Annotated in this window: 19 protein-coding genes and 1 tRNA gene; 5 read left to right on the forward strand and 15 right to left on the reverse strand. The window is 64.8% G+C overall.

The window, feature by feature from the left end:
- Positions 1–286: 286 nt before the first annotated feature.
- Together hemW and lepA are read right to left on the reverse strand one after the other, a co-directional pair.
- On the reverse strand, positions 287–1,603 hold the full coding sequence (gene hemW / locus PG2093B_RS04800; protein ID WP_129897515.1) for a radical SAM family heme chaperone HemW: 1,317 nt from the start codon (positions 1,601–1,603) through the stop codon (positions 287–289).
- Entirely contained in the window at positions 1,494–3,374 is a 1,881-nt protein-coding gene (gene lepA / locus PG2093B_RS04805; RefSeq protein ID WP_129852859.1) for a translation elongation factor 4, read from the reverse strand. The genes hemW and lepA overlap by 110 nt, the downstream gene beginning before the upstream one ends.
- Before the next feature lie 153 nt (positions 3,375–3,527).
- On the opposite strand from lepA, the gene rpsT reads away from it, so the two are divergent.
- A complete protein-coding gene (gene rpsT / locus PG2093B_RS04810) occupies positions 3,528–3,788 on the forward strand; it encodes a 30S ribosomal protein S20 (protein WP_026643121.1) in 261 nt (86 codons plus the stop codon).
- A 99-nt stretch (positions 3,789–3,887) separates the two neighbouring features.
- On the opposite strand, the gene PG2093B_RS04815 is transcribed toward rpsT, so the two are convergent.
- From PG2093B_RS04815 to PG2093B_RS04825, 3 genes are all read right to left on the reverse strand, one after another.
- Positions 3,888–4,712 (reverse strand): trimeric intracellular cation channel family protein, encoded by an 825-nt coding sequence (locus PG2093B_RS04815; protein WP_129897516.1) that lies wholly within the window; start codon positions 4,710–4,712, stop codon positions 3,888–3,890.
- Positions 4,713–4,829: 117 nt separating this feature from the next.
- Entirely contained in the window at positions 4,830–5,957 is a 1,128-nt protein-coding gene (locus PG2093B_RS04820; protein ID WP_026643122.1) for a branched-chain amino acid aminotransferase, read from the reverse strand.
- Positions 5,958–6,226: 269 nt separating this feature from the next.
- Positions 6,227–6,853 (reverse strand): 50S ribosomal protein L25/general stress protein Ctc, encoded by a 627-nt coding sequence (locus PG2093B_RS04825; RefSeq protein ID WP_129897517.1) that lies wholly within the window; start codon positions 6,851–6,853, stop codon positions 6,227–6,229.
- Between the two features lie 255 nt (positions 6,854–7,108).
- Here PG2093B_RS04825 and PG2093B_RS04830 point away from each other — a divergent pair, with 255 nt between their 5' ends.
- Complete coding sequence (locus PG2093B_RS04830; RefSeq protein ID WP_165369711.1) at positions 7,109–8,122, forward strand: alpha/beta hydrolase; 1,014 nt, start codon at positions 7,109–7,111, stop codon at positions 8,120–8,122.
- Positions 8,123–8,210: 88 nt separating this feature from the next.
- On the opposite strand, the gene PG2093B_RS04835 is transcribed toward PG2093B_RS04830, so the two are convergent.
- Genes PG2093B_RS04835 through PG2093B_RS04845 form a run of 3 tightly spaced genes read right to left on the reverse strand, consistent with a single transcriptional unit; the run spans position 8,211 to position 11,070 of the window.
- Positions 8,211–9,626, reverse strand: coding sequence for an NAD(P)(+) transhydrogenase (Re/Si-specific) subunit beta (locus PG2093B_RS04835; protein ID WP_129897519.1), 1,416 nt, complete (start codon positions 9,624–9,626; stop codon positions 8,211–8,213).
- Positions 9,626–9,928 carry an NAD(P) transhydrogenase subunit alpha gene (locus PG2093B_RS04840; RefSeq protein WP_022857588.1) on the reverse strand — a complete coding sequence of 101 codons (303 nt, stop codon included), beginning with the start codon at positions 9,926–9,928 and terminating at the stop codon, positions 9,626–9,628. The genes PG2093B_RS04835 and PG2093B_RS04840 overlap by 1 nt, the downstream gene beginning before the upstream one ends.
- A gap of 2 nt (positions 9,929–9,930) precedes the next feature.
- Positions 9,931–11,070, reverse strand: a complete 1,140-nt coding sequence (locus PG2093B_RS04845) for an NAD(P) transhydrogenase subunit alpha (protein ID WP_129897520.1) — start codon at positions 11,068–11,070, stop codon at positions 9,931–9,933.
- Between the two features lie 262 nt (positions 11,071–11,332).
- Here PG2093B_RS04845 and PG2093B_RS04850 point away from each other — a divergent pair, with 262 nt between their 5' ends.
- Positions 11,333–13,387 (forward strand): AMP-dependent synthetase/ligase, encoded by a 2,055-nt coding sequence (locus tag PG2093B_RS04850; protein WP_129897521.1) that lies wholly within the window; start codon positions 11,333–11,335, stop codon positions 13,385–13,387.
- Between the two features lie 124 nt (positions 13,388–13,511).
- Here the strand turns inward: PG2093B_RS04850 and era are convergent, their stop codons facing one another.
- The 6 genes from era to PG2093B_RS04880 all read right to left on the reverse strand — a co-directional run bounded on the left by era (position 13,512) and on the right by PG2093B_RS04880 (position 18,294).
- Positions 13,512–14,489, reverse strand: coding sequence for a GTPase Era (gene era, locus PG2093B_RS04855; protein WP_129897522.1), 978 nt, complete (start codon positions 14,487–14,489; stop codon positions 13,512–13,514).
- A complete protein-coding gene (locus tag PG2093B_RS04860; protein WP_129897523.1) occupies positions 14,476–15,897 on the reverse strand; it encodes a hemolysin family protein in 1,422 nt (473 codons plus the stop codon). Before PG2093B_RS04860 ends, era begins: the two co-directional genes overlap by 14 nt.
- A 12-nt stretch (positions 15,898–15,909) precedes the next feature.
- Positions 15,910–16,455 (reverse strand): rRNA maturation RNase YbeY, encoded by a 546-nt coding sequence (gene ybeY, locus PG2093B_RS04865; RefSeq protein ID WP_129897524.1) that lies wholly within the window; start codon positions 16,453–16,455, stop codon positions 15,910–15,912.
- Positions 16,452–17,579, reverse strand: a complete 1,128-nt coding sequence (locus PG2093B_RS04870; RefSeq protein WP_129897525.1) for a PhoH family protein — start codon at positions 17,577–17,579, stop codon at positions 16,452–16,454. Before PG2093B_RS04870 ends, ybeY begins: the two co-directional genes overlap by 4 nt.
- An 80-nt stretch (positions 17,580–17,659) precedes the next feature.
- Complete coding sequence (locus PG2093B_RS04875; protein WP_033488829.1) at positions 17,660–17,995, reverse strand: histidine triad nucleotide-binding protein; 336 nt, start codon at positions 17,993–17,995, stop codon at positions 17,660–17,662.
- A gap of 211 nt (positions 17,996–18,206) precedes the next feature.
- Positions 18,207–18,294 (reverse strand) — tRNA-Leu (locus tag PG2093B_RS04880).
- A gap of 95 nt (positions 18,295–18,389) precedes the next feature.
- Here PG2093B_RS04880 and PG2093B_RS04885 point away from each other — a divergent pair.
- Together PG2093B_RS04885 and PG2093B_RS04890 are read left to right on the forward strand one after the other, a co-directional pair.
- Positions 18,390–19,187 carry a 16S rRNA (uracil(1498)-N(3))-methyltransferase gene (locus PG2093B_RS04885; RefSeq protein WP_129897526.1) on the forward strand — a complete coding sequence of 266 codons (798 nt, stop codon included), beginning with the start codon at positions 18,390–18,392 and terminating at the stop codon, positions 19,185–19,187.
- A gap of 54 nt (positions 19,188–19,241) precedes the next feature.
- Positions 19,242–20,114, forward strand: a complete 873-nt coding sequence (locus PG2093B_RS04890; RefSeq protein ID WP_129897527.1) for a TrmH family RNA methyltransferase — start codon at positions 19,242–19,244, stop codon at positions 20,112–20,114.
- Here the strand turns inward: PG2093B_RS04890 and PG2093B_RS04895 are convergent, their stop codons facing one another.
- Positions 20,115–20,672: a metal-sulfur cluster assembly factor gene (locus PG2093B_RS04895; RefSeq protein WP_129897528.1), complete on the reverse strand. Its 558-nt coding sequence runs from the start codon at positions 20,670–20,672 to the stop codon at positions 20,115–20,117.
- Positions 20,673–20,750: the final 78 nt, after the last annotated feature.

Here is a 20,750-nt window from a genome sequence, read left to right on the forward strand (position 1 = left end):
GCGATCACCTCTCTATGCACAGGGAATGCCCGTTCCCTACTGAAAGTTGCCAAAACAGGGTACCAACCGCCGGCATGCATCCATGATGCGGTGTCCGGCAGCCGAAATGGCCGCCGTGCGCGCATAGGCACACTGTTCGTGTGCGGTGTGTGCGCATGGGGGCCAACCTTGCCTTGAGCATTCTAGGGGGCCGAATATTTCGGTTGTATGTCGAACGCCCATGAACGGGAAAAGTGATTCACATAGTGAGAACCATGCCGCCGATGGCCATGTGCCGGCGTATCGGTCAGTGCAGCACGGCGCTGAACACGCACTGGATCACGGTGTCGTTGAGCAGGCGGCCGCGCAGCGTGGGGATGATCCGGCCATGCGTGCAGGTGACGAGCCCGTCGTTGGTCAATGCGTGGACGACTGGTGCGAGGTCGGCGCCGGTGCGCGCTTGTGCGGCCTGCATGTCGAGGCCTTCGCGCAGACGCAGGCCGAGCATGATGGTCTCTTCGAGGTCTGCCTGTTGGTCGATCGACTCGTGGCCGGCGAACGGCACCTGCCCTTCGTTGATCTGCTGGCCCCAGCGCCGTGGATGCAGCGTGTCCCATGCGCGTACGGCGTGCACGCCCCCGCCATCGTCGCCGTCGGCAGGCATGCGGTAGTGGCTGTGCGCGCCGGGTCCGATGCCGGCCCAGTCCACATTGCGCCAATAGCCCAGGTTGTGCCGGCTTTCATGCCCGGGGGCGGCCCAGTTGGAGATCTCGTACCATTCGAGCCCGGCCGTTTGCGCCATGGCGTCGACGATCTCGTATTTCGCCGCTTCGTCGTCATCGTCCGGTTTGGGCAGCGTGCCGGCGGCGATGCGCCGGCCCATGGCTGTCGTGGGTTCCACGGTGAGCGCGTAGGCGGACAGGTGGCGCACGCCCAGGTCGAGCGCCGATCGCACGCTCGTACGCCAGTCGTCGAGGCTCTCCCCCGGCGTTCCATAGATGAGGTCGACGCTCGCGTCAAGCCCGGCGGCCTGTGCGGTCCGAACACCGCGCGTCACATGCGCGGGCGTGTGGGTGCGGTCCAGGGTGCGCAATACGTGCGGCACCGCGGATTGCATGCCAAACGAGATGCGTGTGAACCCGCCTGCGGCGAGCCGGTCGATGGCCGTTTCGTCCACGGTGTCGGGGTTCGCTTCGGTCGTGATCTCCGCGCCCGGCGCGATGCCCCACAACGTGCGGATGCGCTCCACGAGGAAGACCAGGTCGTCCGGCGACAGCACGGTCGGCGTGCCGCCGCCGAAGAACACGGTCGAGGCGGCGGGTTCGGCGATGCAGTGCGCGCACTGCCAGTCATACACCAGTTCCATCTCGCGGGCGGCCATGCGCGCGTAGTTGGCGCGCGACGCGCCCGCACCCAGGTCGGGTGCGGTGTAGGTGTTGAAATCACAGTAGCCGCAACGCCGCAGGCAGAACGGCACATGCACGTAGACTTCGAAATCGGCGCCCACCGTGGCCTCAGCCCTCGCTCTTCTGGGCGGCGCGGATCTTGTCTTTCGTGTCACGGTCGTTGGCGGAGTCGCCGGTGGCGAGCGCCGCCACGAACGCCTCCTGCGGCACCTCCACATGGCCCAGCATCTTCATGCGCTTCTTGCCGGCCTTCTGCTTTTCGAGCAGCTTGCGTTTGCGGGTGATGTCGCCGCCGTAGCATTTGGCGAGCACATCCTTGCGCAGGGCGCGGATGTTCTCGCGGGCGATGATGCGCGAGCCGATCGCCGCCTGGATCGGGATCTCGAACTGTTGGCGCGGAATGAGTTCGCGCAGCTTCTTCGTCATCATCACACCGTAGCTGTACGCCTTGTCGCGGTGCACGATCGCGGAGAACGCGTCAACCTTGTCGCCTTGGATGAGGATGTCGACCTTGACGAGGTCGGCGGCCTGTTCGCCATCCTCATGGTAGTCGAGCGACGCATAGCCCTTGGTGCGGCTTTTGAGCTGGTCGAAGAAGTCGAACACAATCTCGGCGAGTGGAATGCGGTAGTGCATCTCGACGCGGTCGGTGGAGATGTATTCCATCGTGCCCATGATGCCGCGGTGGTCCTGGCACAGGTCCATGACGGCGCCGATGAACTCCTTGGGGGTGATGATGTCGGCCGCGACCATCGGTTCGACGATGCGTTTGATCTTGCCGTCGGGGAATTCGCTCGGGTTCGTCACCCGGTGCACGGTGCCGTCTTCGGCCGTCACCTCGTAGGGCACGTTCGGCGCGGTGGAGATCAGGTCGAGCCCGAATTCGCGGCTGAGGCGTTCGGAGACGATCTCCATGTGCAGCAGCCCGAGGAAGCCGCAGCGGAAACCGAAGCCCAGCGCGACCGAGGTCTCCGGTTCGTAGATCAGGGCGGCGTCGTTGAGTTTGAGCTTGTCGAGCGCCTCACGCAGTTCGGGGAACTGCGCGTTGTCGATCGGGAACAGGCCGGCGTACACCATCGGCTGCGGGTCGCGGTAGCCGGGCAACGGTTCGGTGGCCGGGTGCGCGGCCGAGGTGATCGTGTCGCCCACCTTGGATTGGCTCACATCCTTCGCGCCGGTGATCACATAGCCGACCTCGCCCGCGCCGAGCGCGCGCGTGGGCATCATGTCGGGGCTGATCACGCCGATCTCGATGGGGTCGTACGTGGTGCCCACGCCCATCATGTGCAGTTTCTCCCGCGAACGCAATTCGCCGTCGACCATGCGGATATAGGTGACGATGCCGCGGTACGAGTCGTAGACGGAGTCGAAGATCAGGGCGCGCGCGTCGCCTTGGGCGTCGCCGGTGGGCGCCGGTACCTCGACGACGATGCGGTCGAGCAGTTCGCGCACTCCTTCGCCGGTCTTGCCGGACACGCGCAGCACGTCGGCCGGGTCGCAGCCGATCAGGCCGGCGATCTCCTCGGCGTGCTTGTCGGGCTCGGCGCTTGGCAGGTCGATCTTGTTGAGCACGGGGATGATCGTCAGGTCGTGGTCGATCGCCATGTACAGGTTGCTCAGCGTCTGCGCCTCGATGCCCTGCGTGGCGTCCACGAGCAGCACCGCGCCCTCGCACGCGGCGAGCGCGCGCGACACCTCGTACGTGAAGTCCACGTGGCCGGGGGTGTCGATCATGCCGAGCGTGTATTCCACGCCGTCGAAGGTCCACGGCACGCGCACGGCCTGCGATTTGATGGTGATGCCGCGTTCCTGTTCGATGTCCATGCGGTCGAGGAAGCGGTCGCGCATCTCGCGTTCCGGCACGATGCCGCTCAACTGCAGGATGCGGTCGGCCACGGTGGACTTGCCGTGGTCGATGTGCGCGATGATGCAGAAATTGCGGATCAACGACTGATCGGTAAAACCGGGCTGGTTATGATGCTGGCTCACGCCATCCTCCTGTATGTATCAAGTTCGTCCATGATTCTAACCGACGCGCACGGCAAACGCATCCGCCCCGCACGCGTGTGCGCAATATCCGTGCCGCATGTTATCCTGTTCTGCTGTATGTCCTTATAGAACACGTCGTTTGGAGAAAACACAGTGGCAAACATCAAGTCGCAGAAGAAGCGCGTTCGTACCAACGAAAAGGCGCACAAGCGCAACGTCGCGGTGAAGTCCGCGCTCAAGACCGCCATCCGTCACACCCGTGAAGCCATCGAGGCCGGCGACAAGGCCGCGGCCGAAGCCGCCTACCAGATCGCCGCCCGCAAGCTGGACAAGGCCGCGAGCAAGGGCGTCATCCACAAGAACCAGGCTGCGAACCGCAAGTCCGGTCTTGCCCTGAAGATCAACGCCATGTGATCGAAGGCGCCACGCCTTACACACCCCGCACACCTCTGGTGGCGGGGTGTTTCCATATGTGCGGGCGGTGGCGCGGCGCTTCAGGGCCGCCGGCAGTGGTCATGCGGGCCGCTCACGGTCCGCTCCCCCGTTGGGATCGGCCGGCTGTGCGGGTTCTTCGTCTGCGGTGGCCGCGGTCGTGGACGGCACGTGCGCGTGCTGGATCGTATCGGGGCCGTCGTGATGGTGCACATGGCGTTTGAGCACGATCCGGTGCGGCAGATGCGCCTGCGAGCGTTCGACCGCGCCGGGCAGTTGCCAGTTGAATTTGACCGAGCACAGGCGCAGCACCAGCACCAGCACCACAATGCCCACGTCCAGCGCGATCTCCATGCGTGCCGAGATCGTGGCGTGGGCCCGCCAGCGCCACACGACCACAGTGAGCATGCTGCCGATGACAGCGGGCATGATGTACCAATGCCGGTCGCGGATCACGACGGGCACCTCGTTGAGCAGGATGTCGCGGATCAGGCCGCCGCCCATGGCGGTGAACGTGCCGAGGAACACGGCGGTGAGGCCCGACGTGTTGTACATCAGCGCCTTGCTTGTGCCGTTGACGGCGAACAGGCCGAGCGCGAGCGCGTCGAGGATGAGCATCGTGCGGCGCAGCCTGCCCACTTCCACATGGATGACCGCGACGACGCAGCCGGCGATGAGCGCGGTGAGCACCGACACCTTGTCGGAGATGCCGACCGGCGGCACGGCCCCCAGCAGGATGTCGCGGATGATGCCGCCGCCCAATGCGGTGAGCCATGCGGTGATGATGATCGCGAACACGTCGTATTGCTTGCGGATCGCGGTGAGGCCGCCAACGAGGCCGCAACAGAAGATGGCGAGGTATTCGACCCCCTGGAAGAACGGCGAGCTTTGCAATGCGACTTCCATACCGGCTCCTCTCCGCATGCCGGCCAGCCGCCGGTCAGTGTCGAACGCGCCGGTCCATCGTACCCCCGTACGATGGACCGGCGCGTTCGACACTGATTGCCTATGGGTGGATGCGGGTCAGCAGACCTTCCACATCCAGTTGTGTGGGTCCTCGATCTCGCCGAGCTGGATGCCGAGCAGCTGGTTGCGGATCGCCATCGTCAGCTCGCCCGGTTCGCCGTCGCCCACGGTGACGTCGAAGGTCTCGGACTTGAAGCGGCCGATCGGCGTCACGATCGCGGCGGTGCCGCAGGCGAACACTTCGGTGACCTCACCGGACTTGATGTCGTCGAGCAGCTTGGCGAGTTCGATCATCGTCTCCACCACGTCATGGCCGCCGTCCTCGAGCAGCTGGATGATCGAGCGGCGCGTGACGCCCGGCAGGATGTTGCCGGTCAGGCTCGGGGTCTCCACGTGGCCGTCCTTGTACACGGCCATCATGTTCATGCCGCCGAGCTCCTCGAGGTACGTCTTGGTGGCGGCATCCACGAAGCACACCTGCTCGCAGCCTTCGGCGATGCCACGGTATTCGCCGAGCAGCGAAGCGGCGTAGTTGCCGCCGCACTTGGCGAAACCGGTGCCGCCGGGGCCGGTGCGGAACCACTTGTCTTCGACCCAGATGCTCACCGGCTTCACACCACCCGGGAAGTACGGGCCGGACGGCGAGGCGATGACGCAATAGTCGACCTCTTCCGGCGCACGCACGCCCAGGAACGGTTCGGAAGCGAAGAGGAACGGACGCAGGTACAGCGTGTATTCACGGCGCGACGGCACCCACTTGACATCGCGTTCGACGAGCGCGGCGCACGAGCCGAGGAAGTCCTCGATCGGCACTTCCGGCAGATACAGGCGCTTGGCGGAGTTCTGCATGCGTTCGGCGTTCGCGTCCGGGCGGAAGAGCCACGTCGAGCCGTCGGCATGGCGGTAGGCCTTGAGGCCTTCGAAGCATTCCTGCGCATAGTGCAGCACCGAAGCGCCCGGGTCGAGCTTGAGCGGCGCATACGGTTCGATGCGGCGGTCGGACCAGCCCTCGCCCTTCGTCCAGGTCATGTGCGCCATGCTGTCGGAGAAGATCTGGCCGAACGCGGGCTTGTCGATCAGCTCCTCGCGCTTGGCGTCCGATGCCGGGTTCTCGTTGGGCAGCACGGTGAAGCGTTCCGCGAGTGAATCGAGATACGCCGGGTCATGATGGGATTCATTGGTCATAATGCATACTTCTTTGCAATGGATTGCGAAATAGGATGATTCTGGGTTACGTGCAGCGCTTGTGGCACCGTCTTGGTCAATACTGTTGCACAACCCCTTTACCAATACGCCGGTAGCGTTCACATGCTGACACCATACGCGGGATTGCGCCGTCGCGCCTCCGAAGGATATGCGAAGGGGGCGCAGGCACCCAGTGTGCGCTGCGCCCCCTTGACCAGTCATGGTCGCCGCCCCGTCAGCATCCGCTGCGCGGAAACGGTCATGGGCGATCAGGCTTCCGCATCGTCCTTCTCGGCGGTGGCCGGAACATCGGCGGGGTTGACATCGGTGCCGGTGTCGGCGGCCGGGGCCTCTTCAGGCACCTCGACGGTCACGACGGACTCCTCGAGGTTGTCCATGTCGAGCTCCACGCCCTCCGGCATCGCCAGGTCCTTGAGGAAGACCTTGTCGCCTTCGGCCAGGCCGTTGACGTCCACGACGATGCGCTCGGGCAGGTTGGCCACATCGGCGCGCACCTTGAGCTCCTGGATGTCGACGAACGCGATGGCCGCGCCCTTCGGCGTGCCGTCGACGAACACCGGCACCTCGACGTCGATCTTCTCGCCGGCCTTGACCTCGTAGAAGTCAACGTGCTCGACGATGCGCTTGACGGGGTTGCGCTGCACGTCCTTGACGACGGCCAGACGGCTTTCGTCGCCGAACTTGAGGGTGATGAGCGCGTTCGTGTGGCGCAGGGCCAGCGTGGTGTCCTTCATCGGCAGCTTCAGGTAGACCGGCTGCTCGCCACCCGCGTACACGGTGGCCGGGATTTCCTTGGCGACACGCATACGGCGGGCCGGGCCCTTGCCGAATTCGGTACGCAGTTCGCCTTCAAGCACGATGGTGTTGTTTGCCATAATCGGTTCTCCTTAGACGGTTCGTGTTCAGCTCTGGCGTTCCCCCACGCCAAAGCTCCCCACACGCAGCCGGGAAGGACCTTCACGCCGAGTCGATAACGGAAACGGCGCGCCGCCGCTTCCCTCGCCAAAGCAACTTGTTCACCATAGCCCTCCCCGCCGACAAGCGCCGCACCGTACGCCTCACGTCAAAGCCTCATACCGCCGGCGCCACTGCGTGGTACAGCCGCTACAATGACTGCTTGGAGGCATTCCATGACACAACAAGACCTGACCTATCGTTCACGTGCACCCCGCATCGCCGCCATCGCGGCGGGTGTGGGCGCCGCGGTCGCCGTGGGGACCATCGCCGGCATCGGCGCCGCACTGTGTTCGATCGTGTTCGACACCGAGTATCCCAATTCCACGTTTGCGCACAAGCGCAATGAACGCTTCAAACACCATGACCCTCTGGCCCAATACCGCGATGAGGCGGCGAACACGTGGTTCGAGGAATCAGGCCAGCCCGTATCGCTGCGCACCCATGACGGCCTGATGCTGCACGGCTGGCGGTTCGACCCCGACACCGCACGGCCCGCCGCGCATTGCTACGCCATCTGCATGCATGGCTACACCGGCGAACCGATGGAGATGGCGCCATGGGCGTACCACTATGCCCGCCGGGGCTTCACGGTGCTCGTGCCGGCCCAGCGCGGGCATGATACGAGCGAGGGCCGTTTCGTGACCATGGGATACAAGGAGCACCGCGATCTGATGCAGTGGGTGAATGCCATCGTGGCGCGCGACCCGCAGGCGCGCATCCTGTTGGACGGCAATTCGATGGGCGCTGCCACGGTGTTGTTGGCATGCGCCGACCCACGGTTGGCGCCCAATGTGGTGGCGGCGGTCGCGGACAGCGCCTATGCGAGCCTGTCCAGCCAACTCGAGATGACCGTGGCCTCGCTGCTGCACGCCCCCGCGTGGACGGCCAAGCCCGTGGTTGCCTGCGCGAGCCTGTGGAACAAGCTGCGGCTTGGGTTCAGCTTCACAGACGTCTCCCCGCTCAATGCCGTGCGGCATATGCGCCTCCCCGTGCTGTTCATCCATGGGATGGACGACACCATCGTCTCCCCCGCATGCGCCCGCACGCTGTATGAAGCGTGCGCCAGCAACGACGCGACGCTGCTCGAGGTGCCCGGCGCCATACACACCGCGGAGTTCGCGGTGGCGCCGAACCTGTATTGGAACGCCATCGACTCGTTCATCGACCGCCTGTTCCCGTTGCGTTGATCCCGGCCGGGTATGGGAAGGCCCCATCCGAATGATTCGGATGGGGCCTTCCCATACCCGCCATGCAGACGGGTCCGTACGGCGTTCGTCAGTCAAGCAGTTCCTTGACCGCGGCGATGACGGCCTGCAGGCCGGCCTTCGCGTCGCCGAAGAGCATCTGCGTGTTGTCTTCGAAGTACAGCTCGTTCTCGATGCCCGCATAGCCACGGCCACGGCCGCGCTTCATCACGACGACGTTCTGCGACTTGTCGACGTCGAGGATCGGCATGCCCGAAACCGGGGTGCCGGGCTTGCGCGCCGCCGGGTTCGTCACGTCGTTCGCGCCGACGACGAGCGAGACGTTCGCGCTCGGGAACTGCGGGTTGACGTCGTCGAGGTCCACGAGCTCGTCGTACGGCACGTTCGCCTCGGCGAGCAGCACGTTCATGTGGCCGGGCATACGGCCGGCGACCGGGTGGATCGCGTACTCGACCTCGACACCATGCTCCTTGAGCAGCTCACCGAGGTCGGCGAGCTCACGCTGGGCCTGCGCCTGGGCGAGACCGAAGCCGGGCACGAAGATGACCTTGTCGGCGTACACGAGCTGCACGGCCACGTCGTCCGCCGTCGTCTCCTTCATCGTGCCCTCAGGGCCCTCCGCTGCTCCTGCGGCGGCGTCCGAACCACCGAAGCCACCGGCGAGCACCGACGTGAGCGGGCGGTTCATGGCCTGGCTCATCAGCACCGAGAGCGTCACGCCAGCGGCGCCCACGAGCGCGCCGGCCACGATGAGCGCGACGTTGTCGATCGCCAGGCCGGACATCGCCACGGCGGTGCCGGTGCAGGCGTTGAGCACGGAGATGACGACCGGCATGTCGGCGCCGCCGATCGGGATGACGAACACGAGGCCATAGCACAGGGCGAACACGGTGGTCAGGACCGACCACAGCAGGCGCTGTTCGGGGAAGACGCACAGCATCACGAACGAGGCGAGCATGAGCACGATGAAGAGCACGTTCCACACGCTCTTGCCGGGCAGGCGCATCTTCTTGACGAAGCCGATGCCCTGCAGCTTGCCGGCCGCGATGAGCGAACCGGTGAACGTGACCGAGCCGATCATGACACCGAGGCCGGCGGTGATGAGCACCACGAGGTTCGGCGTATGATCCGAGGCCAGGATGTCGTTGAGCGCGACAAGGGCCGCCGCGCCGCCGCCCACCGTGTTGAACACGGAGACGAGCTGCGGCATGTCGGTCATCTTGACCTTCTTCGCGGAGACGACGCCGGCGATGGCGCCGACCGCGATGCCGGCGATGAGCAGGCCGACGGCGATCCAGTTATAGCCGCCCGTGACGAACAGCTTGATGAACGCCATCGCCACGGCGATGACCATGCCCGCCGCGGAGATGAAGTTGCCCTTGCGCGCGGTCTTCGGGGAGTTCATGTAATGCAGGCCCATGACGAACATGACCGAGGCCAGCACATAGACGAACCAAGCGACGATATCGATGGGTGTTGCGGTCATTACTTATTGCCTCCCTTGTCTTTCTTGTCGCTCTTGAACATCTCGAGCATGCGGTCGGTGACCACGTAGCCACCCACGACGTTCATGGTGCCCAGTACGGCGGCCAGGAAGATGAACACGTACGACAGCGGCGAATTCGCTTCGGCGGCCACAATGACCACACCGACGATCACGATGCCGTGGATGGAGTTGGCGCCCGACATGAGCGGCGTATGCAGCGTGGCCGGGACCTTGCCGATGACCTCGATGCCGATGAGCAGCGCAAGGATGAACAGGGTGATGGAAACTACGAGCTCAGGCATGGTTACTCTCCCTTCGATGCCGTGGCGGCGCCCGCGACGACCATGGCGGCGTCGATCTCGTCAGCCGGATCGACGACGAGCGCGTCGTCCTTGATGAAATGCACGAGGATGTCGGCCACGTTGCGGCTGAGCAGGTTCGACGCGGTCGTGCTGACCTCGCTCGCCAGATACGGTGCGCCGATGACGGTCACGCCGCCATCGGTGACGTGTGTGCCGACTTCGGAGCCCTCGACGTTGCCGCCGAGGTCGCTTGCCGCGCAATCGACGATCACGGCGCCGCGGTGCAGCCCTTCGACGCCGCGTGCGGTGAGCAGCATCGGCGGCTTGCGGCCAGGCACCTTGGCGGTGGTGATGATGATGTCGAATCCGGCTGCCTTCTCGTCGACGGCGGCCTGCTGCTGCGCCTGCTCCTCGGCGGTCAGTGCGCGCGCGTAGCCGCCTTCGCCCTGGCCTTTCGAGAAGTCGAGGCCCAGGTCGAGGAACTTGGCGCCGAGCGACTCGACCTCGTCCTTGGAGGCCGGGCGCACGTCGTACGCGGTCACGACCGCACCGAGGCGCTTGGCGGTGCCGATGGCCTGCAGGCCGGCGATGCCAGCGCCGAGCACGAGCACCTTGGCCGGGCGGATCGTGCCGGCGGCGGTCGTCATCATCGGCAGGAACGAGCCGTAGGCGTTGGCGGCCACGAGCGCCGCCTTGTAGCCCATCACCGAATTCTGCGAGGTCATCTCGTCCATTGACTGCGCCGCGCTCAGCTGGCGGGGCAGTCGTTCGATCGCGACGGCGGTGAGGCCCGCCTTGGCGAGCCGCTCCACATAGTCGGCGTCGGTGAACGACCCGAGCATGCCGATGACCCATGTGCCCGGCTTCATGCGGGCGATCAGGTCGTCGGACGGGCGGTCGACGAACCCGAGGGCGTCCGCCTGCCCGAAGATCGTGGCGGCGTCGGTGACCTGCGCGCCCGCCGCCTCATAATCCGCATCCGTGTAATCGGAAGCCGCGCCTGCACCGTGTTCGATGAGTGCGGTCACTCCTGACTTGCGCAACCGTGCCACGATGTCCGGCGTCAACGCGACGCGCGACTCGTGTTCCGACGTCTCATTGAAGACGCCGAAGACCACAGTGCCTTCTGGTAGTTCGGCCATGTGAACCCTTTCTATGCATCCCGCCCTGCGCGGGATGGTGAACATACAGCGTTCCAGTGTAATGAAACACCGCCCTGGCGGCGCTGGGCGTCCATCTTTCGAATACGCGGCGGTCATCAGGGGGCCGTGATATGCGTGCCGTGGCGCTCGACGCTGTGTGTGAACATGCCCCGTTCCTACGTAAGCGTAAGGTGACGCGACCCGCGAAAACGGCTACACTTCAGGTAGAAAACGCTTTTATCAGTGGGTGTAAGGAGTTCATATGTCCGTTTTCTCTTCAGTCAAGGAACACGCTTCCGACGTCACACAACGCGTGTTGCAGTTGGGCAGCGACTTCCGCCACCCCATCAGCAGCAAAGACGACGAACCCGATTACGTCGATCCTGAGGAGCAGGTGCAGCACCACAATTACGAGGACCTGCCGCACGTCGATTTCTGGGGGCCGGACCGCCCGACGACGACGTTCATCGACGCCGACTCCGCGTTCATCACCGCGAGCACGCAGGGCAACGACCCGCTGCCCGACGATTTCAATGTGTACCGCATCTACGAGGACCGCGCCTCGCGCATGGGCGACGAACCGCTCTACACCTACAAGGAGAACGGCGAATGGGTCTCGAAGACCGCCTCGGAGACGCTTGAGGACATTCGCGCCGTGGCCAAGGGCCTGCTCCACTTGGGCCTCAAGAAAGGCGACGGCGTGGCGTTCATGTGCCACACCTCGTACGCGTGGGACGTGTTCGACGCGGCGGTGCTCGCCGTCGGCGGCGTCCTCGCCACCGTCTACGACACCGATTCCGCCGAACAGATCCGCAACATCGTCAACAACGCCGACGCCACGCTGCTGATGGTCGAGACGCGCGACATGCTCGTCAAGGCCGCGCTCGCCAAAGACGAATGCCCCACGCTCAAGCACATCATGTGCCTGGAGAACGGCGCGCTCGACGAGCTCGTGACCTATGGCAAGCAGGTCAAGGACGCGGAGCTCGACAAGCGCATCAACTCGGTCAAGAAGACCGACCTGTGCTCGATCGTGTACACCTCCGGTTCCACGTCGGCGCCGAAGGGCGTGGAGATGACGCACGCGCATTACTGCTCGACCGCCACCAACCTGCCCGATTACATGCCGGAACTGCTGCACGACAAGAAGAACCGCGTGCTGCTGTTCCTGCCGCAGGCGCATTCGTTCGCGCGCGCGATCAACTACATCTGCGTGGCGAGCGAGATCCACATCTACATCGCCAACGGCATCAAGACGCTCACCTCCGACCTGAAGGTGGCCCGCCCGCACATCATGATCGTGGTGCCGCGTGTGCTGGAGAAGGTGTACAACGCCGCTTCGCAAAAGGCCGGCAACGGCCCCAAGGGCCGTGTGTTCGCCGCGTCCGTGGTGGCCGCGCAGAAGTACATGGAGGAACTGAGCACGCGCGGCAAGGCCAGCCGTTTCGCCACGGCGCGCCGCAACGCGTTCGACCCGATCGTCTACTCGCAGATCCGCGACGTGCTCGGCGGATGCGCCAAGTGGATCGTGACCGGCGGCGCACCGCTCGACCCGAACCTCATGGCGTTCTTCCGCGGTGCCGGCGTGCCGGTCTATGAGGGCTACGGCCTGACCGAGACCACGGCGCCGTGCGCGTTCAACCCGCTGGGCGTGCCCTACCACCAGGGTTCCGTGGGCATCCCCTTCCCCGGATTCCAGGTGCGCATCGGCGACGGCAACGAGATCCAGGTCAAGGGCACGGCCGTGTTCCCCCGCTACCACAAGAACGAAGAGGCCACCGAGACCTCGTTCACGCCTGACGGCTGGTATGCGACCGGCGATCTGGGACGGCTCGATGACGATGGGTTCCTCTACATCATCGGCCGCAAGAAGGACCTCATCATCACCGCCGGCGGCAAGAACGTCTCCCCCGGTCCGATGGAGGAGGTCATCCAGCGTGCCCCGTTCGTCTCGCAGGCGCTCGTGCTCGGTGACAAGCGTCCGTTCATCTCGGCCCTCATCACGCTCGACGAGGATTCCCTGCGCCCGTGGCTCACCAAGAAGGGCCTCGACGCCGACATGACGATGGAAGAGGCCGCCACGAACCCCGTGGTGCGCGCCGAAGTCCAGAAGTGGGTCGACAAGGCCAACGAGGGCGTCTCCCGTGCCGAGTCCGTGCGCAAGTTCATCATCCTGCCTGAGGAGTTCTCCCAGGATAACGGCCTGATGACCGCGTCGATGAAGATCATCCGCCCGAAGGTCATCAAGCGCTACGCCGACCTGCTCAACACGCAGATGTACACGTCGCGCAAGACCGACGGACAGCGCAACAACTGACGCCCGGGTCCGCGTTCCGGTCCGGTTGGGCGCCCGGACGCGAACCTGCATATAGGGGTGGGCCGCCATGCATCACGATGTGCATGGCGGCCCACCCCTATAGCGTGAACGCTCGCGGTGCGGGTCAGAACCCCAGACGGTCGAGTTTCTTCGGGTCGGACTGCCAGTTCTTGGCGACCTTGACGTGCAGGTCGAGCTGCGCCTTGGTGCCGACGATGCGGTTGACCGCCGTGCGCAGCTTCTTCTTGACGCGCACGAGATGCTCGGCCTTGTGCCCGATGATGATCGGCTTCTGCGAATCACGCTCCACATAGATCGAGACGAGCACACGCGCCTTGCCGTCATACGCCTGACCGCTCTCGTTGTCGCGCGGGTATTCGATCCCGTCGACGACGACGGCGAGCGAATGCGGCAGTTCGTCGTGCAGCTCCTCGAGGAACGCACCGCGGATGAGTTCGGCGATCGTCTCTTCGGGGCGCTCTTCGCTGATCTGCTCCGCCGGGTACATCTGCGGCCCCTCGGGCAAATGCTCGACGAGCACGTTGCTCACTTCACGCAGATTGTCGTCCTTGAGCGCGCTCACCGGCACGATGTCCGCGAACTGCGCGAATTCGTTGACTTCGATGAGCTTGTCGATGAGTTCGGTACGGTTGAGCTCGTCGATCTTCGTGACGATCGCGATGAGCGGCACCTTCCACGTGAACCCGCCGTCGGCGTTCTTCGTGGCGAACTGGGAGCGCAGACGGCTCAGGATGCGCTTGTCGCCGGGGCCGATCTCCTGGTCGGCGGGCAGCAGGAACGCGATCTCGTCGCTGTCGGCGAGCGACTCGTCGACGACGTCGTTGAGACGCTGGCCGAGCAGTGTGCGCGGACGGTGGATGCCGGGGGTGTCGACGAGCACCATCTGTGCGTTGTCGAGCGTCAGCACACCGCGGATCGCCTTGCGCGTCGTCTCCGGGCGGGACGAAGCGATGGCGATCTGTGTGCCGATCAGCGCGTTGATGAGGGTGGATTTGCCGACGTTCGGCCGGCCGACCACGGCCACGAATCCTGAGCGGTACGGCGGCCGTGCGGTGGTGTCCTGCGAGTCATTGTTCGTCATGCGGGGTGTCCTTGTCTTCGTCGCCCGTCTCGGGTTCGTCTTCGGTTGCGGTAGTGCCAGTTTCGTCAGTGCCCTCGACGCCGATGGGCTCCACGACGATTGTGGAGACCTTCTTGCGCCGGCCGGCGGAATCGACCGCGGTCAGGCGCAACCCGCGCGTGGTGGCGGTCGATCCGACGATTGGCACACGGCCGAGCAGTTTGGTGAGCAGACCGTACACGGTGTCCACATCGTCTTCGTCCAAGTCGATTTCGAAGATCTCCTCGAGCTCGGTGATCGGCGTGCGCGCGGGCATGCTCCATGTGCGCGGGCCGATCTGTTCGGGTTCCGCGTGCTGCGCGTGGTCGTGCTCGTCGTCGAGTTCCCCCACGATCTGCTCGATCGCGTCCTCGATTGTGACCATGCCGGCGATGCCGCCGTATTCGTCGCTGACGATGGCCACGTGGTTGCGCGTCTGCTGCATCTCGTGGAACAGGTCGTCGGCGGGCTTGGATTCCGGCACATACATCGGCTTGCGCATGATCGACTCGATTGCGCGGGTGCGTGCATCCGCGTTGAACGCGGTCGCGCGCACGGCGTCCTTGAGATACGCCACGCCGAGCAGGTCGTCGATATCGCTGCCGATGACCGGCACACGGGAGAAACCGGAGCGTGAGCACAGCCTGAGGAACGATTCGAGCGTGTCCCCCTGCTCGATGCAGATCATGTCGGTGCGCGGCACCATGATCTCACGCGTGAGCGTATCGGAGAGCATGAGCACGTTGCGCAGCATCTGCGAAACCTCGGGGTCGAACCGGTTGCTCTCCACGAGCCGGTCGATCGCCGCCTTGCCCTGCTCGAGCTGGATCTTCTCCAGCTCCTCGTCGTCGGACAGTTCGGAGGCGCGGCGGTTGTGCTGCAGATCGTCCGCGTCGCGTTTGCGGATGAACGGTGTCAGATGCGTCGCCACCGAGGCGAGCGTGGCGTGCTTGAGCATGATTTCGAGCGGTTTGCTCGAGCCTGCCGTACGCGGACGCATCAGCACCGAGACGATCGCCATGATGAGCGCCGCGCCCACACCGGACACGAACTGCGCCCAGAACGGGTAGTGCAGCAACGACATGATGCACACGACGATCGCGCCGATCAGCACATTGCTCGAGATGCGGAAGAACGCGCATGCGCTCGCCGTGGGGTACCGGTGCACGATGAGCTGCTGCACGGTGTGGATGCGCTTGATCTTCTTGGCGCGCGTGAACGGCGTGAGTTCGCCGTCGGTCTGCGTCTCAATCATGAGGTTGTTGAGATTGGCCCGGGTGACGCGCGAGACCGCGCTTTCGAGCGCGGCCATCATGAGCGAGAGCCAAGCGAACAACACCGCGATGACCACCATGGCCACGATTGTGCAAATGCGCAGTTCCTCTGACATAGTTCCTTCCAATCAGTGGCCCAGTTGACGGTCGGTGCCATACCGCTGCTCGTAGAGGGCCAACGCGTCCGTGGCGTCTTGCGGCACAAGTGCCACCCATGCGTTGCCCTGATGGAGCGCGAAGAACGTGAGGAGCAGCTGGCGCTGGAGCCCGAACATCTGGCGTTCCTGCTCCGGCGTGCGGTGGTCGTAGCCCAGCAGGTGCAGGATGCCGTGGATCGTGAGCAGCAGCATCTCCTCCATGGTGCTGTGCCCTGCGGCGGCGGCCTGCTGCGCCGCCACCCATGGGCAGATCACGATGTCGCCGAGCACGCCTTCGACGACGGTACGGCCGTCACCGGGGCGCAGTTCGTCCATCGGGAAGCTCATCACGTCGGTGGGGCCCTGCAGGTTCATCCAGCGTTCGTGCAGCGTGGCGATCGGCTCGGGGTCGACGAACATGATCGCCAGGTCGGATTGGGTGCTCACGCGCATCTGGTCGAGCACCCATACCCCCAGGTCGGAAAACACCTTGGGGTCGATGATCCACTCGGTCTCGTTGGTCACTTCCACGCTCATTGCGCGCCGTCCTTCCCCTCAGGCTGCGGTGTCGCCCCGGCCGCGCGTTGCGCCGCACGGGCCGCACGGGCCTCGTCGTACCGGTCGTAGGCGTCGACGATGCGGCCGACGAGGGCATGGCGCACCACGTCCGCGGCGCCCAGATGCACGAACGCGATGTCGTCGATGCCGTGGAGCACGCGTTCGATCGTGGCCAGGCCCGACCGCGGCGCGGCCAAGTCGACCTGGGTGATGTCGCCGGTCACCACCATCTTCGTGTTGAATCCCAATCGCGTCAGGAACATCTTCATCTGCTGCGCGGTCGTGTTCTGCGCCTCGTCGAGGATCACATACGCGTCGTTGAGCGTACGGCCGCGCATGTAGGCGAGCGGCGCCACTTCGATTGTGCCGTCGTCGAGCAGCGCGCGCATGCGCTCCGGGCCGAACATGTCGGACAGGGCGTCGTACAGGGGGCGCAGATACGGGTCCACCTTCTCGTTGAGTGAACCGGGCAGGAAGCCGAGGTTCTCCCCCGCTTCCACGGCGGGGCGCGTCAGGATGATGCGCCGCACCTGGCCTTCCTGGAACGCGCGCACGGCTTTGGCCACCGCCAAGTAGGTCTTGCCGGTACCGGCCGGTCCGATGCCGAACGTGATGGTGTGCTCGTCGATCGCCTGCACATAGTCCGCCTGTCCCAAGGTCTTAGGGCGCACCGGATACCCGGCGGCATAAGTGATCACCCCGGGGGTATGTGGTTTGCGGTAGGTGCCGCGCGCGTCACGGGCGTCGTCGCGGCGCAGGGCGCGCGCCCGGCGCACCTTGTCGGTTGCAGCGCCATGGCCAGGCGCTTCATCGCGCACCGTGTTCGACAGCACACGCTGGTCGAGCATGCGGCGCACCGTCACCGCATCCATCGGTTCGCGGTAGGCCGCGTCGATGATCGTGTGCAGCATGTCTTCGGCCTCGCTCGCCTCGCTCTCCCCCGCGCGTGACGTGGACTTGATCGTCACATCCAGCCCGCGGATGTGCATCGTGATGTGCGTGAACGCATGTTCGAGCTCGCGGAGGACCTCGTCGTTGGGCCCCAGGACCCGCACGGTGTCGAGTTGTTCGGGAATGCGTACCGTTCTGGTTGTAGTTGCCACCACACCTCTTCTATGTTGTGTGTTCGATTGTTGTAGTGCTGTTGACCGCTATGGCTGCATGCAGCCAGCGGCGGGGCCTCTTACTCGTCGAGCGGCTCGCCGGTGAGCACATGCCCATGGACGTGGAAGACGGTCTGGCCGGCTTCCTGGCCTGTGTTGAAGATCAGTCGGTAGGCGCCGTCGTATTCGCGGTTGGCGATGAGCTGCGCCACTTCGACCATGTGCGCCAGCAGCGCCGGGTTGTTTTTGGCGAGCTCGCCCACATTGGCGTAATGATCGCGCGGCACCACCAGCACATGGACCTTCGCCTTGGGGTTGATGTCTTTGAACGCATAGGTGGTCGCGTCCTCATACACCTTTTCGCTGGGGATCTCACAATTGATGATCTTGCAAAACAAGCATTCGGAATCCTGCATTCCCGCTTTCTCCTTGCTTCGGTCTTCTGTTGGAACGCGGTGCGGCGCACCGGCTCCATGCTATTGCGTCGCTAGGATAAACAGCGCGCCGCAGCATCGTATTCCTCGACACATGGGCCCTCCCAGGCGTGCATCATGCCGTGCGCACAGGCGTTAGGCATGGGTAGCAAAAAGGCCGGTCCGCACGCGATGTGCGAACCGGCCTTACCGGTGTCCGGAGCGGGACTTGAACCCGCACGCCTGTATAAAATAGGCACTAGCACCTCAAGCTAGCGCGTCTACCATTCCGCCACCCGGACAGGTGCGTTGCTTGGCAACAGAAAGAAACTATAAGGGCTTTCGCGCTAATACGCAAACCTCGGCGTGTCGCGCCCGGTACGGTAGCCTTATAGGCATGACACAACCGTTGTTTATCGTGGATTCCAGCACCGATGACTCCCCGTTGAACCGTGACGCGCTGCGCTCCGGTTGGACGATGGCGTTGCCCGATGCCGTCAAACGCCACGCGATCCAATCCATGCGCCTGCACGAAGGCGACGCGCTGCAGATATCGGATGGGGCCGGATTGCGCATCGACGCGACAGTGGCCGACGAACACGCAGGCAAGGTCCTCGTCGAGTCATTCACCCAAGAGGACGCACCAACGGTGCGGTTGGCGCTTGTGCAGGCCCTCGCCAAGAACGGCCATGACGAGCAGGCCATCGACACGGCCACGCAGATCGGCGTGGATGATGTGTTTCCCTGGCAGTCCGACCGTGCGATCGCCCGCTACAAGGCGGGGCGCACCGACCGCAAATGGGCGCAGACACTGCGCGCCGCCACCGAACAGTCACGCCGCGCGTTCATGCCGGCATTGCACGATTGCATGACGAGCAAGCAGTTGCTGGCGCAATGCCGCCGTGCCGCCGTCAACGGCGATGTGGTCATCGTGCTGCATCAGGACGCCACCGTGGGATGGAGCGACGTGGAACAGCGTGTGGAGGCACTCATGGAGCGCAGCCTCGCCGACGGCAAGACGCGCACCGTCTATGTCGTCGTCGGGCCGGAAGGCGGCATCAGCGACCAAGAGATCGAGGCACTCATGTCAGCGGGTGCGGACGCCTGCATCCTCGGCGCCAACATCCTGCGCGCCTCCACCGCAGGCCCAGTGGCATTGAGCCTGCTGTCACGCACGCTCGGGCGCTTTGCGTGATACGGTGAACCGTGGCATTCGAACCACACCCATGGGCCCCGGGAGGCATGCATCATGCAGATCATCGACATCGATTCGATTGACGACGAACGCGTGGCGGCGTACACGAACCTCACCGAACTGCAACTGCGCAACCGGTTAGAGCCGCAACAAGGCATCTTCATCGCCGAATCCCCCAAGGTGATCGACCGGGCGCTCGCCGCAGGGCGCGAACCGCTGTCACTGCTCGTGGAACGCCCTTGGCTTGAAGGCATGGCGGACACGTTCGCGTTCATCGACGCCCATTGGGGGCGCAACGTGCCGGTGTTCGTGGCTTCCCCCGACCAGTTGCGCCAACTCACCGGCTACCGGCTGCACCGTGGCGCGCTCGCCGCGATGCGCCGCTGGCCGTTGCCGTCCGTGGCGGAGGTCACCGCGCACGCCAAGCGCATCGCGGTGTTGGAGAACATCGTGGACCACACCAATGTGGGTGCCATCATGCGTTCCGCTGCGGCCCTTGATGTGGACGCGGTGCTCGTGACGCCGTCCTGCGCTGACCCGCTATACCGGCGTGCGGTGCGCGTGTCGATGGGCACCGTGTTCCAGGTGCCATGGACGCGCATCGGCGGTGATGACACCCATTACTGGCCATGGCAGGGGCTCAAGGAACTCCATGGCCTGGGCTTCACCACGGCGGCGATGGCGCTCGACGACGATTCGATCAGCCTCGACGAGCTCGTACGCCGGCTGCACCTGCCTGCGGGCGCACCGGATGCGGTCGACAGGCTCGCGCTCATCTTCGGCACCGAAGGGGACGGCCTGTCGCACCATACGATCGCCCAATCCGACCTCACCGTGCGCATCCCCATGAGCCATGGGGTCGATTCGCTCAATGTGGCCGCGTCGAGCGCCGTGGCGTTCTACAGCACCCGCGTGCGGCAGGACTGATCAGTACGTGGGCATCGCGTCGAGGTTGAACCCGAGCGCGGCGAGCTGTTCACGGCCCTCGGGCGTGATTTTCTCGACGCTCCAGCGCGGCGTCCACGTCCAATCGATGCGGAATTCCTCGACAAGGCCGGCCAGTGTGCTCGCGCATTCGTCCTCGATGAGGTCGGTGAGCGGGCATGCCGGTGTCGTCAGCGTCATCGTGATGATCGCGCGTCCCAGCTCGTCGATCTCGATGCCGTAGACCAGGCCCAGATCCACGACGTCGATGCCGAGCTCCGGGTCGATCACCTGATGGAGGGCCTCACGCACATCGGCGGCCGTGGCACGGCCGATCTCATCGACGGCTTTGAGTGGAATCTCGCCATCACCTTGGCAACCACACCCCTGTCCGCCGCAACAGCCGTCGTTTTGGCCGTGGCCGCGCACGCCATTCGCATCCACATCCTTCGCCAACGACGGGTTGGCCATGATCGCCTGCGCCGCCTGCTCGTCGTTCACCACACTGTTCACCGCATCGAAAATCGTCGCCTGCGGCCCGGGCACCAGATTGTCGCTCATCGCGCACCCCATTTCCTGTAGGGTGGGCGCACCGGTGCATGGCGCGCCCACATGGTTGAGTTATCGAAGTTCACAGCA

It is taken from the genome of Bifidobacterium pseudolongum subsp. globosum, from assembly GCF_004155535.1.
Classification (GTDB): domain Bacteria; phylum Actinomycetota; class Actinomycetes; order Actinomycetales; family Bifidobacteriaceae; genus Bifidobacterium; species Bifidobacterium pseudolongum_C.

Bases quoted from the DNA above. Each gene is read 5' to 3' on its own strand.
- hemW (WP_129897515.1), bottom strand. From the start codon at position 1,603: ATGTGGAGGTGCCGCAGGAGGCGTTCGTGGCGGCGCTCGCCACCGGCG.
- PG2093B_RS04815 (WP_129897516.1), bottom strand. From the start codon at position 4,712: ATGGAAGTCGCATTGCAAAGCTCGCCGTTCTTCCAGGGGGTCGAATAC.
- PG2093B_RS04820 (WP_026643122.1), bottom strand. From the start codon at position 5,957: ATGACCAATGAATCCCATCATGACCCGGCGTATCTCGATTCACTCGCG.
- PG2093B_RS04825 (WP_129897517.1), bottom strand. From the start codon at position 6,853: ATGGCAAACAACACCATCGTGCTTGAAGGCGAACTGCGTACCGAATTC.
- PG2093B_RS04830 (WP_165369711.1), top strand. From the start codon at position 7,109: ATGACACAACAAGACCTGACCTATCGTTCACGTGCACCCCGCATCGCC.
- PG2093B_RS04835 (WP_129897519.1), bottom strand. From the start codon at position 9,626: ATGACCGCAACACCCATCGATATCGTCGCTTGGTTCGTCTATGTGCTG.
- PG2093B_RS04840 (WP_022857588.1), bottom strand. From the start codon at position 9,928: ATGCCTGAGCTCGTAGTTTCCATCACCCTGTTCATCCTTGCGCTGCTC.
- PG2093B_RS04845 (WP_129897520.1), bottom strand. From the start codon at position 11,070: ATGGCCGAACTACCAGAAGGCACTGTGGTCTTCGGCGTCTTCAATGAG.
- PG2093B_RS04850 (WP_129897521.1), top strand. From the start codon at position 11,333: ATGTCCGTTTTCTCTTCAGTCAAGGAACACGCTTCCGACGTCACACAA.
- era (WP_129897522.1), bottom strand. From the start codon at position 14,489: ATGACGAACAATGACTCGCAGGACACCACCGCACGGCCGCCGTACCGC.
- PG2093B_RS04860 (WP_129897523.1), bottom strand. From the start codon at position 15,897: ATGTCAGAGGAACTGCGCATTTGCACAATCGTGGCCATGGTGGTCATC.
- ybeY (WP_129897524.1), bottom strand. From the start codon at position 16,455: ATGAGCGTGGAAGTGACCAACGAGACCGAGTGGATCATCGACCCCAAG.
- PG2093B_RS04875 (WP_033488829.1), bottom strand. From the start codon at position 17,995: ATGCAGGATTCCGAATGCTTGTTTTGCAAGATCATCAATTGTGAGATC.
- PG2093B_RS04885 (WP_129897526.1), top strand. From the start codon at position 18,390: ATGACACAACCGTTGTTTATCGTGGATTCCAGCACCGATGACTCCCCG.
- PG2093B_RS04890 (WP_129897527.1), top strand. From the start codon at position 19,242: ATGCAGATCATCGACATCGATTCGATTGACGACGAACGCGTGGCGGCG.
- PG2093B_RS04895 (WP_129897528.1), bottom strand. From the start codon at position 20,672: ATGAGCGACAATCTGGTGCCCGGGCCGCAGGCGACGATTTTCGATGCG.